Origin of the sequence: Mucilaginibacter sp. KACC 22773 (assembly GCF_028736215.1) — a bacterium.
Taxonomy (GTDB): Bacteria; Bacteroidota; Bacteroidia; order Sphingobacteriales; family Sphingobacteriaceae; genus Mucilaginibacter.
The window spans coordinates 2,526,126-2,539,731 of the sequence record NZ_CP117883.1 but is presented as its reverse complement, the minus strand read 5'-3'; the positions used below and the strand labels follow the sequence as shown (position 1 = coordinate 2,539,731).

Sequence of the window (13,606 nt, the reverse complement as noted above, 5' to 3'; positions counted from 1 at the left end):
AATTATTTGGTTGATAAATTTCATGCCAGGCAACGTCCAGGCCCAAACCATCCACAACACCTATAAAACCGAAGCCGGAGTTCCCAAGTTAAACATCCAGCGGTCGATGATCTACTCGCCGGATAAGGAATGGCTGTATAATCATCACCCCTCCATCATCCACTTTAAAGATAAATTCATCGCGATATGGAGCAATGGCCTCATCGACGAGGATTCGCCGGGCCAGCGTGTGGTTTACGCTATATCGAAGGATTTTGTACATTGGTCGGCACCTGTTGCCCTGGCATCTCCGGGCAAGGTTAATGATACACTTAACGTGTTAACGGCCGCCGGCTTATACCAATACAAAGGCACTCTGGTTGCCTATTACGGCGAGTACACCAAACAACGCCAAAACACCCGTCTTTGGGGCAAAACCAGCAAAGATGGTCTCCACTGGAGCAATCCTATCGACATGCATGTGCCGCTAATCCCTAATCATGGCCCCGAGGCTACCACAAGCGGCCGGCTTATCATCAGCGGTAACTTTTTGTTTCCTTACACCGATGATCGCCGCGGTATCTCCGGTTGGAAACTCAGCAGTTTTTACCCCGATTCATTATACACCCAGGATAACTCCGCTGCCTTTTATGCTCCCGCAGCCAGGCTTGGCTTGCCCCCGCTTTGCGAAGGTTCGTTTTTCCAGACGGATGATAACGTGCTGCACATGCTGCTACGGGTAACCGGCAAAGGCTGGAAGGGTAAATTATGGCTTACCGAAAGTAAGGATAACGGCAGTTCATGGTCGCGCCCGGCAGAGGTCCCTTTTTCTGACAACGACAGCAAATTTCACTTCGGCCGCTTGCCCGATACGCGTTTTTATTACGTAGGCATTCCCGATACACTACATCATTACGACCGGAACCCGTTGGTGTTATCATTATCAAAAGATGGCCAATCGTTCGATAAAAACTACATCATCGCAAACCAACTTTACCACCTTAAAAAAGAAGGGTTATGGAAAGGCGGCCAATACGGATATCCGCATACTATCATCTACAATGGCTATATGTATGTAATTATATCGCGGCAGAAAGAAGCTATTGAGGTACTCCGGTTCGATTTTAAGCAGTTAGAAGCGCACTAATCCCAGCACACTAATTTCACGAATTCTATCGAATTTCACGAATGCGGGGGGCGTACACGATTTTTATAAATAGACGCCTAAATTGCACCTGATGAAAGAATTGCATTGAATTCATTTAATCTTGATTCGTGTAATTCGATAAAATTCGTATCAATTTGTGTTTATGAATTCGTGACAATTCGCGTGTCATGTAACATTTTAAAATTGCCCGTATCTAAACCATAAATTAACAAAATAAACCTTAATCAAAACATGTTAAGCATCCGCAATATTGTTAAGCAATACGCCGGTCACCGGGCGTTAGACGATGTAAGCCTGGAGGTAGAAAGCGGCCAGGTTTTCGGTCTGCTGGGACCAAATGGCGCAGGCAAAACTTCCCTTATCCGCATCATTAACCAGATAACCGCGCCGGATTCAGGCGAAGTTTTTTTTAACGGCCAAAAGCTCAACCAATCGCATATAGACCGTATTGGCTATCTGCCCGAAGAGCGCGGTCTGTACAAAAAAATGGAGATTGGCGAGCAGATGATTTACCTGGCCCGCTTGAAAGGCCTCAGCCGCGATGAAGCCCAAAAACGTTTAAAGTTTTGGTTTGATAAGCTGGGCATGGAAACCTGGTGGAAAAAAAAGATTGAAGAACTATCCAAAGGCATGCAGCAAAAAGCCCAGTTTGTGGCAACCGTGTTACATGAGCCCGACCTGATTATTTTAGATGAACCCTTCAGCGGTTTCGACCCGGTAAATGCAGAAATCATTAAAGACGAGATCCTGGAGCTGAACAAAAAAGGTGCTACCATCCTGTTCTCTACCCACCGCATGGAATCGGTAGAGGAGCTTTGCGATGCTATCGCCCTTATCCATCAATCGCATAAAATACTGGATGGTACCGTTAAAAACATCCGCAACTCCTACCGCAACGAAACCTATATGGTTGAGTACGCAGGCCAGCGTTTAAGCTTTAACGGCGCCCAACCGTTCGACATCATTGGCGATACCATCACGGATGATGATAACCATACCATCCGCATCAAACTAAATGAAGGTTATACCTCAAATGATGTACTGCAATACCTTATGCCCCAGGTTCGCATCAATATGTTGCAGGAAGTAATACCGGGCATGCATGAAATATTTATCGAAAAAGTAAACGCAAACAACAAAAGCCATGAATAAAGTATTACTGATTATCCAGCGCGAATACCTTACCAGGGTGCGGAAAAAGTCGTTCATCATCATGATCTTTGTGGTGCCTTTATTAATCCTGGCGATGGGAGCTATTATCGCTTTAGTAGCCAAAGACAGCAACAACCTGTCAACACTCCAGATAGTTACGGTAGTTGATGACAGCAAAATTTTTGTAGATAAATTCCGGGATGTATCCAACATCAAATTTGTAGTAAATCATAAAGATTTAAATGCAGATAAAGCAGAATCAAAAAAGGACGAAAATATCTCTACCCTTTATATCCCTGCGGATTACGCAAAAAAAGGAAGCGTGCAGATCTTCTCTAAAAAGAAATCGCCCATGCAGCTTACCGATGAGATTGAAAAGCAAATGGGCAACATAGCCTTCGATTACAGCATGATTCAGCACCATATTGATACGGCGGTTATCCACTCAATAAAAAGGGCTAACTTTAGCGTAAAGACGATAGAAATTACCGAAACTGGCGATAAGAGCAGCGACCTTGGTGCAAACATAGCCGTTGGAATTGCCTGCGCTATATTCATATACATTTCGCTGTTTATTTACGGCGGCCAGGTTATGCGTGGCGTAATTGAAGAGAAAACAAGCCGCATCATAGAGGTGATCATATCATCAGTAAAACCTTTTCAATTGATGCTGGGCAAAATTATAGGTGTAGGCCTGGTTGGCCTGACACAATTTGCCGCCTGGATCATTTTATCTGTTGTATCGTCGAAAATAGCTGGGCATGCCTTTAATTCACCCCAAAGCCCCATGGCAGGTATAATTGCGACCCTGACGACTATTAAGGTGGGATATATTTTATTTTGTTTCCTGTTTTATTTCCTGTCGGGATACCTTTTATATGCCGCCTTATTTGCCGCAGTAGGTTCTGCTGTTGACAGCGAAACCGAAACACAGCAATTTATGTTCCCGATAACACTACCGCTGTTGTTTACCTACATGCTATCGGTTACGGTATTATTTCGGGCACCTGATAGTACCCTGGCCGTTTGGTTATCTATAATTCCTTTTACCGCGCCGGTTGCTATGATGGTACGTCTGCCGTTTGATCCAGCGCCATGGCAGGTTGCCTTATCCATGTTTATGATGGTGGTGGGCTTTTTGTTTACAACCTACGTAGCAGCACGTATTTACCGGGTTGGAGTTTTGATGTATGGTAAAAAAGCCAGCTTTAAAGAGTTGAGCAAATGGTTTTTTTATAAGGAGTAATTGGTTCATTGGTTCATTGGTTCATTGGTTCATTGGTTCATTGGAAAGCGGGCATAGCGGGCAAAAAGCAGTCGACTGCACCAGCAACTGCACTTTACAGAGTCAGCCACCAGAAAAGACCAATGAACTAATGAACAAGTGAACCAATGAACTAAAATATCTATTTTAGCAACATGAGTAAACGCGTTGCCGTGATGGATTTGGGTACAAATACCTTCCACTTATTGATTGCCGATGGCGAGATACACAATTATAAGGAGATTGTACACTACCATGAAGCCGTAAAGCTTGGCGAAGGAGGTATTAACAAGGGCTATATTTTACCCGAAGCCTACCAGCGAGGTATTAATACCATGCAACAGTTTGCTACAGAAATAAAGGCAAAGGGCGCTACCAGTGCCCGCGCCATCGCAACATCTGCCCTGCGTAGCGCATCAAACGGAAAAGATTTTATCAGCGAGGTTAAAGCCCAAACAGGCATAGTCATCGAAATTATCGATGGCGAACAGGAAGCGGGTTTTATTTACCAGGGCATAAAGATCAGCGGATGCTTATCGGCACAAAATTCGCTCATTATGGACATCGGCGGCGGCAGTGTAGAATTTATTTTAGGAAATGCCGATGGTATCATATGGAAACAAAGCTTTGAAATTGGCGCAGCCCGGCTGATGGATTTGTTTCATCGAACAGATCCTATCCCACCGGCATCCATAGAAGCCTTAAATCAATATCTTGACGAAAAACTGGTCGATTTGTTCGCAGCCGTAAAAAGCAGCAAAATCGACACCCTCATCGGCTCTTCCGGCGCTTTTGAAACTTTTGCCGAGGTTATAGAAGTTGAAAAAGGGCATAATTTTGACTTAAAAACCAACAAAAATTACAGTTTCGACGAGGATGAATTATTAATGCTCATTAGTAAATTTGTAGCATCCAGCCATAAAGAGCGGGCCGCCGATAAAGGTATTATCCCGGTTAGGGTTGATATGATAGTTGCCGCATCGCTCATTACCCGATTTATTATGACTAAACTTGGTATTGGTAAGGTAAGTATGTGCAGTAATTCGCTTAAGGAAGGGGTTTTGGCGGACATGTTGGGGGAATAATTGGGTACTATGCATAACCAACAAAGTGTGTGTACCGGTCAGGACGAGACACCCTGAAACACCCTGGTACACCCTGGTACACCCTGGTACACCCTGAAACACCCTGAAACACCCTGAAACACCCTGGTACACCCTGGTACGGGGTGGTACACCACCGGTGTTAGTCTAAGAATCAATGACAAATGTTTAAGCCGTTATTGTTACATCTGTGGCATTTTCCAAAATATTTTAAAATGCAAAATCAACTAATCAATCAATATATATCCCTGGAACAAATGTTTCACTATCTGGCATAAGATATAGGTAAGTTAGCTTGAAAAAACGGCCAAACAGGTTGAAAAACCAATCAGCAAAACCACTAATGCACTTAATAAAAATTCTTTACGATAAACAAAAATGGCTGCTATTAAGCATATTATAATTTGGACGGCTATAAAGAACGCTTCACCAATAATAATAAGTTCTTCTTTGTTAACGCCGAAGTATATAGTATAACCAGCCAGCACTGCAAGGTTAATACCGATGATGATTAATTTTTGATCCTGTTTAGGCTGTTGCTTTTTGTTTAGCTCTTCCATTAATAGTTTAAAATTATTTATTACACTAAAGTCCTTTAAAGCCAACCGTAACACAGGTAGAAAACCCAATAATTAAGACTAATAAACCGGCCAGCAGCCAAAACCAGCTTCGCTTACCAAGGGCGGCACAAATGCATACAACCACATGGATAAATAGCAGGAAAGCTTCAATTAAAGCTCCGCCAGATACAGTAAGGCATGGTATGGAGTAAACAGCAAGTGCTAAAATATTGTATCCAACTATTTTCATCCCCTCACTTTGTTTATTGAGCTCAGGTCTTTCATTAGTATTAAAACCACCTGGTTGAGTGGTGTCGTTAAGGTCGTTATCTTCTATCATACCGTAATTTCATTTCGTAACTGTTCTAAATATTCCCGTTTATCATCCCGGTAAAAAATATTCATGGTTTCAAAGGGGATAATCTGCATATCCTTGTTTACAATGTGCACGCATGATTTTTTGATGGCGCGTACATCAAAATTATGGGCATCGATGAATTGCATAATAATTACCCTGAACAGGTTATCGTAACTCAGGCTTGGTGCGTCAATTTCGGGCAGGCAGCATAATATCGAATGCAGATGCTCTTTAGCTTTATCAACCGAGTTGCCGGTGCTGAACATATTCAGCAAATGGCCTTTCAGCTGTTCGTCCTGTTCATATACAATGGTATTTTTGGAGTTATCCAGCAAATCGTCCGGGTTTATCATCCGGGTGAGCGGGAATACCTGGTCGCCCAGTTTTAAGGCGTAGGCCATTACCAGCGCGTCGGGGTTGCAGGGTACCGGGATCAGGTCATTTTTATTGAAGATATTGGTTTGCTCCAGTATAGCGGTACGCACCTCGGTTAGCGTGTACCGATCTGTTTGCTCATTAAAATTCTCCAACCGCCCAGCCTGCTGTGTTGGCTGGAACGTTACCCCGCGGATGCAGGGTTGTTTCAGGGCGTATTCGATAATTTGGCCTATCTCGTCGGTATTCAAACCTTTTTGCAGTGTTACTACCAGCGTGGTCGAGAGGTTATATTTATTCAGGTGCTCTATAGCCTTGGTGCGTACCTCGCGCAAATCATCGCCGCGCAATTGCTCCAAAGCTTCTTTTTTAAAGGAATCAAATTGCAGGTATATCTCAAAATCGGGCGTGTAAGTGGCCAGCCGCTTTACAAAGTTCTCGTCCTTGGCTATGCGGATGCCGTTGGTGTTCAGCATCAGGTGTTTAATGGGCTTTGTTTTGGCTATGTCCAATATCTCAAAAAACTGGGGATGCACTGTTGGCTCTCCGCCGCTTATCTGTACCACATCGGGTTTGCCCTCGTTCTCTACAATTACGTCCAGCATCTGCTCAATCTCCTGCAAGGTACGATGACGGCCATAGCTTGGCGACGACATGGCATAGCAGGTTGGGCAGCTTAAATTGCACCTGTCGGTAACTTCAACCACGGTAAGGCAGGAGTGTTGTTCATGATCCTGGCACAGGCCGCAATCATAAGGGCAGCCGTAATGCGTTTTGGCGTTGAATTTGAGCGGCATTTCGCTACGTTTGGCATAGTTGCGGCAGTTTTTATAATACTCAATGTCGGTGGCTATCAGTACTTTTTCGAAACCATGCTGGCGGCAGTTTTTAAGCATGTACACCTTATCGTCCTCAAACACAATTTTGGCATCAACCCGGCGCAAACAAGTAGAGCAAATGCTCAGGGTAAAATCATAATAAATATAAGGGCGTTCAGGCATCGGTTTTTATCAGTTTAGATGGGTGTATAAATACTTTATAATAATACAAAATACCTGCCAAACAAACTAACTGAATTACCGAAAGCCCAAAACTAAAAAAGTAATCGGGCTTAATAAACTCGTCCAGAAATCTGAATACCAGGTAACTTGCCATAAAAACCTTAAACTTTGAACCATCGGTAAATTGATGTCGCCGTTCAATCAATTTCAAACTGAGCCAAAGCAAAATCCAAAATACAATCTCGTAAAGGTTTGTGGGATGCCTGCGGATACCATCGCCAAAATTGATAGCCCAGGGCAGGTTTGAGGCTATACCGTAAGTACCATCTTCCAATCCCGCCAGGAAGCAACCGGTTCGGCCGATAATCATGGCCAGTATCAGCGGGTAAACCATCAAATCGCCGGATGATACGGTTACTCCTATTTTCTTCTTGGTAAGCTCCACGCCTATCAATCCGCCAAGCATTCCGCCCACAATGGTTTTATTGCCCATAAAGTAAATGAGGTTGAACTTTGACAGCAGCGCTGGGTTCTCCAAAACGCCAACCACATGCGAGCCTACAAAAGCCCCGAAGGCCGCACCTATAAAGATAATAAGCCGGTTTTCAGTGCGAATCTGGTCGTGGGTATTCCGGCGCAGCCAGGCATAGTAGCGATAGCCTAAAAAATAAGCCAGCGTTTCGCACACAAAATGTACGGGAATGGAAGATTTGCCTATGGGGATATTTACAGGGAAGTGCATTGGGTGGCAATGTACCAATCTGCCGTATCAAAGCAAATTAAATTCATATCGCATTTGAGCAATCATTAAAACAGGTAGTCTCCACTTTCCATACATCAATTAAATATCTTCTTTATCGGCTTTTTAATGCATTTGTAATAAATCCGCTTGATAAGCGGCTGCCTTATCACCATGATGTCGCCCATAACCAGTACCTGTTCTGTCGTAAGTTTTACCTGGTAATTTTCATCTGCACAAATGTCAACCAGCATTGTTTTGTATCCTATAAAGGCAACCTGTACTTGCTTTGTATCTGCCGGTATGGTCAGCCTGAATTTGCCGGCTGCATCGGTGTTAGTGCCGGTTACGCCCGATGGTATTTTGACAATGACGCCCGGTATAGGCAGGTTCTGGTCATCATATATGCATCCGGTGATTGCCCTGGTTTTAACTACGTCTGTTGCTATTACCTTACCCAGCATAAAACTGCCTGCATCGCCGGTTGGCCTGGGAACTTGTTCTGTTGTAGTTGGTTTATTTTGCGCTGCTGCTTTAAATGATAAAGTAAAACTTGAAATACTCATTATCAAGGCCAGCCTTTTCCATCCTGTTGCAGCTGTTGCCGGAGCATCGGCAATAAACTGATGATTGAGGTTAGCTAACTGTTCCCCGTTAAACCTGCCACAAACGTTGCCTGTATTGTTTAGGTAAGCAATAATCTGGCTATTAGTCATGGTTGTAAAATCGGTAACGGTTTTACAACATTGGGCGCAATGCCTGCCGCTTTCGGCAGGCATCATTTGCTGCCATGATTGGTGACAAGGTTTAGGTATGTTGATGTTTTGGATGTTCGACATATCGGGTGCGTTTTTTAACAGGATGCAATTTTTATCGCCATTCCATAAATGTTGTAAATTTTTTAATTGCCACCGAAAACCCATTTTGTTTTATCCCAGGCACGGTATAAAACACGACGAATGGTAATACCTTGAACTGAAACACCACCCACAACCTCGTGTCGCACATAATCTTCGGTACCGATCTGTTTCACACTAACGGCTTGAATGGGTGCGTCGGTATTAATCTTCACATTGGTATGCGTTTGGGCTTTTGGAAGGCCCGCGCCATGCCGTTTCGATTTAGTCGGCGCATACTCCATTTTATATTCTTTTTGCGCATTTGCCCTGGCAAAAGGTATAGCCATCAAAACAGCAGCCACAAGGCCCATCCTTTTAAAAAAGATAAATGGCGTCGGCTTTTTTTTTTGAAATTGTTGATTTATCCGGATCAATTGCCTATCCTCAAACCGCCCGCACACATTTTGCTGCCTGCCCAGGTAACCAATTACCTGGGCTTCCGTCATCGCCGAAAAATCAATAACCGTTTTACAACAACTTTGGCAGTGCCGGCCACCGTCAACCGGTACCATCTGTTGCCATAGTTCGTGACAAGGTTTGGTGATATTAATACTTTGGGTTCGCGCCATTTCAATCCTTTTGTTACAGGATGCGGTTAATTGAACTTTTCCATAAACGCCTTGTACTTTTTTTAAAATTTCCTGCATCTTTTTTATTGCCAAATAAAATTCCCGCCCATCCTTTGTATATTGCTGCCTTTAACTGATCCTCATGAAAATTAAATTTTTAGGCTTCGGCCTATTCGTCCTTTTTGCTGTCAATTCCCAGGCACAAAAAACAAAAATTAACCCCGGCGATACCACATCCAACTACAACCCGGCGGCATTATTTTCGCCGCAGTTTTATACCGATAAGGGCAACGAGTTCCACTCGGCCAATGGCGAGCCCGGCGCCAAATATTGGCAAAACCGCGCCGACTATACCATTAACGTAGCGCTGGATACCGCTGCCAAAACCATTAGCGGCACAGTAACCATTAATTATGTCAACAATAGCCCCGACGCCCTGCAATACCTGTGGCTTCAGCTGGATCAAAACACCTATAAAAAAGAAGCCCGCTCTAACTTTTTTACCGGCCGGGTGCCGGCACCAAACCAGCATACTACAGGTTATACCATAGAATCAGTCGCTTTAGATTATGGCGATGTAGTTAAGCCTGTGCCTTTTATCATAACAGACACGCGTATGCAAGTGCGTTTACCGCATGCTTTGGGCAAGGGTGCTTTAAAACTGCGCATCAAATACCACTACACTATTCCGGGCGACTTTGGTAACCGCACCGATTATGTAAACACCAAAAACGGAACGATTTACGAAATAGCCCAATGGTTTCCTCGTATGTGCGTGTATGATGATAGCCGGGGCTGGGATACCCTGCCATTTTTGGGTGCGGGCGAGTTTTATTTAGATTATGGCGATTTTGATTACCAGGTTACTGTACCATGGGATATGATTGTAGCCGGTTCGGGCGAGTTATTAAACCCAAAAGAAGTTTTAACCGCCAAACAAATAGCCCGCCTTGATGCCGCGCGCGCAAGCGATAAAACGGTAATGATACGCACCCTTGCCGAGGTTACCGACCCGGCAAGCCGCCCTGTTAACAAAGGCACGCTTACCTGGCATTACAAGATGATAAACACCCGCGATGTAGCATTTGGTGCATCAAAAGCCTATGTTTGGGATGCGGCAAGGGTTAATTTGCCCGGTGGCAAAAAATCATTGGCCATGTCGGTTTACCCGGTCGAAAGTGTTGGCCCCAATGCCTGGGACCGCGCGACTGAGTACCTCAAAAAATCGATAGAATATTTTTCAGAAAAATGGTTTGTGTACCCCTACCCTGTTGCCATTAACGAGGCCGGTATTGCAGGCGGTATGGAGTATCCGGGTATTGTGTTTGACGGCATTACCGATAAAGGCAACGAGTTATATTGGGTAACCGCGCACGAGATAGGCCACAACTGGTTCCCGATGATAGTAGGATCGGACGAGCGCCGTTTTGGCTGGATGGATGAAGGCTTTAACACCTTTATAGACATTTACGCATCGGAAGAATTTAACAAAGGCGAATACGCCCCTAAGCGCGATGGTGAATATGCGCCCGGTGGTGGTAACCCCGTCGATGAGATCATCCCGATTTTGAACGACCCCGCTTCGCCATCTATCATGACGGCTGCAGATGCAACACCCGAAAAATATCGCCACCCACTGGTTTATTTTAAGCCTGCATTTGGCCTGGTTTTGCTGCGCGAACAGATACTGGGTAAGGATAGGTTTGACTATGCCTTCCGCAACTACATCAGCAAATGGGCATTTAAACACCCGCAGCCCGACGACTTTTTCCGCTCGATGGAAAGCGGCGCCGGCGAAGATCTGTCCTGGTTTTGGAAGGGCTGGTTTTATAACAACTGGGTGAGCGACATAGCCATTACAGCAGCCCAAAACGTAGGTAGTAACGCAACCAAGGGCGTAAAAATAACTATTGTGAGTAAAGAGCAGCTGCCAATGCCATTTACTGTGGAGTTAAAATATAAAGACGGCAGCAAAAAGCGCCACTACCTCCCTGTTGAAACCTGGATGCAGCGCAAAGTAGTAACGGTAATACTCCCCGACGACAAAGACGTTGAAAGCGTTACCATCGACCCGGATAATGCACTACCTGATTTGAACAGGGGAAATAATAGTGTAAAGGTGAGCCCCCCAACCCCCTAAAGGGGGAGTTTCTGATTTGTAATTAACCTCGTTTATTATTGCTCCCACTTCAGGGGGCTGGGGGGCTTCTCATTAATTTGTCAATCTTCTGTGTGGATTAAACGAATAACATCACAATACTTTATCTTTGCTATATGAACACAGCCGATCTGTTGCAACGCGCTTTGCGGTTTGATTTTTTGACCCAGGAAGAAGGGGTTTATCTATATAATAATGCGCCTACTGCCGATTTAATGTACACTGCCAACGAACTGCGTAAAAAGCAGGTTCCGCATGGTAAGGTTACCTGGCAAATTGATCGTAATGTTAATACTACCAATGTATGTATAGCCAATTGCAAGTTTTGTAACTTTTTTCGCAGGCCCGGCCACGAGGATAGCTACATTACCGATATTGAAACCTACAAAAAGAAAATAGAAGAAACTTTCCGTTACGGCGGCGATCAGTTACTGCTGCAGGGCGGCCACCACCCCGACTTAGGGTTGAAATTTTACACCGATCTGTTCAGCGAACTGAAACAATTATACCCCAAGTTAAAACTACACTCTTTAGGCCCGCCGGAGATAGCGCACGTAGCCAAGCTGGAGAATATGAGTCATATAGATGTACTCAGGGCGATGAAAGAGTCGGGACTGGATTCACTGCCCGGCGCAGGCGCCGAGATATTGAACGATCGTGTACGCCGCCTGATATCAAAAGGTAAATGCGGCGGCAAGGAGTGGCTGGATGTAATGCGTGCAGCCCATCAGCTTAACTTGCCTACATCCGCAACTATGATGTTTGGCCACATAGAAACCATCGAAGAACGTTTTGAGCACCTTGTTTGGATCCGCGAGGTACAATCCGAAAAACCGGAAGGTCATTATGGATTTGTTGCCTTTATACCCTGGCCTTTCCAGGACGATGGTACGCTGTTACGTAAAGTACGTGGCATCACCAATAATGTAACCGGCGATGAATACATCCGTATGATAGCGTTAAGCCGCATTATGCTGCCTAATATTAAAAACATACAGGCCTCATGGCTTACCGTTGGTAAACAGGTGGCCCAATTGTGCTTACACGCAGGAGCTAATGATTTTGGATCAATCATGATTGAAGAAAACGTAGTATCCGCTGCAGGCGCACCGCACAGGTTTACCGCAAAAGGCATCCAGGATTCAATCAAAGAAGCTGGTTTTGAGCCACAGCTACGTACCCAAAAATACGACTGGCGCGATATACCGGTTGAAATTGAGGAACAAGTTATTGATTATTAATTGGTGAATTGTGAGTGGTGAGCAGTGAATGGGCAGCAGAATATTAACCTAATCAACTACTCACTACTCACCACTCACCACTCACCACTCACCAAATGACCCATCATATAGAGGCACTCATCTTCGCATCTGAACAAGGTATACGGTTGGAAGAGATCATGTATTGCCTTCAGGCTGCTTTTGAGCGCGATTTTACGGCCGATGAAGTTAACGAGAGCCTAAAAGCCATCGAACTAAAATATAGTGACGATAACCTGGCTATCGAACTGGTAAAAGTGGGCAACGGCTACCAGTTTTTCACCAAAAAAAAATACCACCCGGTTATCAACCTGTTACAATTGCAACGATCTAAAAAAAGATTGAGCCAGGCTGCTTTGGAAACCCTTGCCATTATTGCCTATAAACAGCCGGTAACCAAAACAGATGTAGAGCAAATACGCGGTGTAAACTGCGATTACTCGATCCAAAAATTGCTCGAAAAAGAGCTAATAGCTATAACCGGGAAGTCGGAAGCGTTGGGAAAACCTATATTATATGGCACCAGCGGCCTTTTTATGGACTATTTTGGAATTAACAGCATACAGGAATTACCTCAGATTAAGGATTTTACAAGCACATCGGTAGCCATTGGCGAACAAACAGAATAATTTTTATTTCATGTTTTTAATAAAAATGATTTTGATTATTTTTACTATTGAAATGGGAAATAAAAGCTTCTAAAAAAATTCCTGCTTTTTGCCCGATTTAAAGTATTATTGACAAAGTTTTACAAATAAAATCCATTACAATGGGAGCGCCAAAAAAACCAACCACTAAGAAGATCGACAATTCTGATGACGACCTTGATGACGACGACGATCTGAGTCTCGACTCAAAAAAGAAAAAAGTTGAGGACGATGATGATGATTTTGACGGCCCTTTAGATGACGATCTGGGCAGAGGTTATGATTCATTTGATGACGACGATGACGACGATTTTTAATCGTTAACCATACATAGTTCCATTTGTAAAGCATTCAGCACATGCCCTGAATGCTTTT

The 13,606-nt window shown here is 44.1% G+C and carries 14 protein-coding genes; 8 read left to right on the top strand and 6 right to left on the bottom strand.

Going from position 1 to position 13,606, the window contains the following annotated elements; genetic code table 11:
* Nucleotides 1–22: 22 nt before the first annotated feature.
* The 4 genes from PQ469_RS10825 (at nt 23) to PQ469_RS10810 (ending at nt 4,648) form a co-directional block, all read left to right on the top strand.
* Nucleotides 23–1,126, top strand: coding sequence for an exo-alpha-sialidase (locus PQ469_RS10825; protein WP_274212980.1), 1,104 nt, complete (start codon nt 23–25; stop codon nt 1,124–1,126).
* Between the two features lie 252 nt (nt 1,127–1,378).
* On the top strand, nt 1,379–2,299 hold the full coding sequence (locus PQ469_RS10820) for an ABC transporter ATP-binding protein (protein WP_274212979.1): 921 nt from the start codon (nt 1,379–1,381) through the stop codon (nt 2,297–2,299).
* Entirely contained in the window at nt 2,292–3,545 is a 1,254-nt protein-coding gene (locus PQ469_RS10815; protein ID WP_274212978.1) for an ABC transporter permease, read from the top strand. The genes PQ469_RS10820 and PQ469_RS10815 overlap by 8 nt, the downstream gene beginning before the upstream one ends.
* Before the next feature lie 173 nt (nt 3,546–3,718).
* Nucleotides 3,719–4,648 (top strand): Ppx/GppA phosphatase family protein, encoded by a 930-nt coding sequence (locus tag PQ469_RS10810; protein WP_274212977.1) that lies wholly within the window; start codon nt 3,719–3,721, stop codon nt 4,646–4,648.
* Between the two features lie 308 nt (nt 4,649–4,956).
* Here PQ469_RS10810 and PQ469_RS10805 read toward each other — a convergent pair whose 3' ends face one another.
* The 6 genes from PQ469_RS10805 to PQ469_RS10780 form a co-directional block, all read right to left on the bottom strand.
* On the bottom strand, nt 4,957–5,226 hold the full coding sequence (locus PQ469_RS10805) for a hypothetical protein (RefSeq protein ID WP_090647432.1): 270 nt from the start codon (nt 5,224–5,226) through the stop codon (nt 4,957–4,959).
* 25 nt (nt 5,227–5,251) lie between these two features.
* Nucleotides 5,252–5,566 (bottom strand): hypothetical protein, encoded by a 315-nt coding sequence (locus PQ469_RS10800; protein WP_274212976.1) that lies wholly within the window; start codon nt 5,564–5,566, stop codon nt 5,252–5,254.
* Complete coding sequence (locus PQ469_RS10795) at nt 5,563–6,960, bottom strand: radical SAM protein (protein WP_274212975.1); 1,398 nt, start codon at nt 6,958–6,960, stop codon at nt 5,563–5,565. The genes PQ469_RS10800 and PQ469_RS10795 overlap by 4 nt, the downstream gene beginning before the upstream one ends.
* Nucleotides 6,953–7,702: a prolipoprotein diacylglyceryl transferase gene (locus PQ469_RS10790; RefSeq protein ID WP_274212974.1), complete on the bottom strand. Its 750-nt coding sequence runs from the start codon at nt 7,700–7,702 to the stop codon at nt 6,953–6,955. Before PQ469_RS10790 ends, PQ469_RS10795 begins: the two co-directional genes overlap by 8 nt.
* A gap of 95 nt (nt 7,703–7,797) precedes the next feature.
* A complete protein-coding gene (locus PQ469_RS10785; protein WP_274212973.1) occupies nt 7,798–8,538 on the bottom strand; it encodes a carboxypeptidase-like regulatory domain-containing protein in 741 nt (246 codons plus the stop codon).
* Between the two features lie 62 nt (nt 8,539–8,600).
* A complete protein-coding gene (locus PQ469_RS10780) occupies nt 8,601–9,245 on the bottom strand; it encodes a hypothetical protein (protein WP_274212972.1) in 645 nt (214 codons plus the stop codon).
* Between the two features lie 64 nt (nt 9,246–9,309).
* Between PQ469_RS10780 and PQ469_RS10775 the strand changes: the two genes are divergently transcribed.
* The 4 genes from PQ469_RS10775 (at nt 9,310) to PQ469_RS10760 (ending at nt 13,548) form a co-directional block, all read left to right on the top strand.
* A complete protein-coding gene (locus tag PQ469_RS10775; RefSeq protein ID WP_274212971.1) occupies nt 9,310–11,307 on the top strand; it encodes a M1 family metallopeptidase in 1,998 nt (665 codons plus the stop codon).
* 134 nt (nt 11,308–11,441) lie between these two features.
* Entirely contained in the window at nt 11,442–12,566 is a 1,125-nt protein-coding gene (mqnC, locus tag PQ469_RS10770; protein ID WP_090647397.1) for a cyclic dehypoxanthinyl futalosine synthase, read from the top strand.
* A gap of 95 nt (nt 12,567–12,661) precedes the next feature.
* On the top strand, nt 12,662–13,213 hold the full coding sequence (scpB, locus tag PQ469_RS10765) for an SMC-Scp complex subunit ScpB (RefSeq protein WP_274212970.1): 552 nt from the start codon (nt 12,662–12,664) through the stop codon (nt 13,211–13,213).
* A 140-nt stretch (nt 13,214–13,353) separates the two neighbouring features.
* Nucleotides 13,354–13,548, top strand: coding sequence for a hypothetical protein (locus PQ469_RS10760; RefSeq protein ID WP_090647388.1), 195 nt, complete (start codon nt 13,354–13,356; stop codon nt 13,546–13,548).
* The last annotated feature ends 58 nt before the right edge of the window (nt 13,549–13,606 follow it).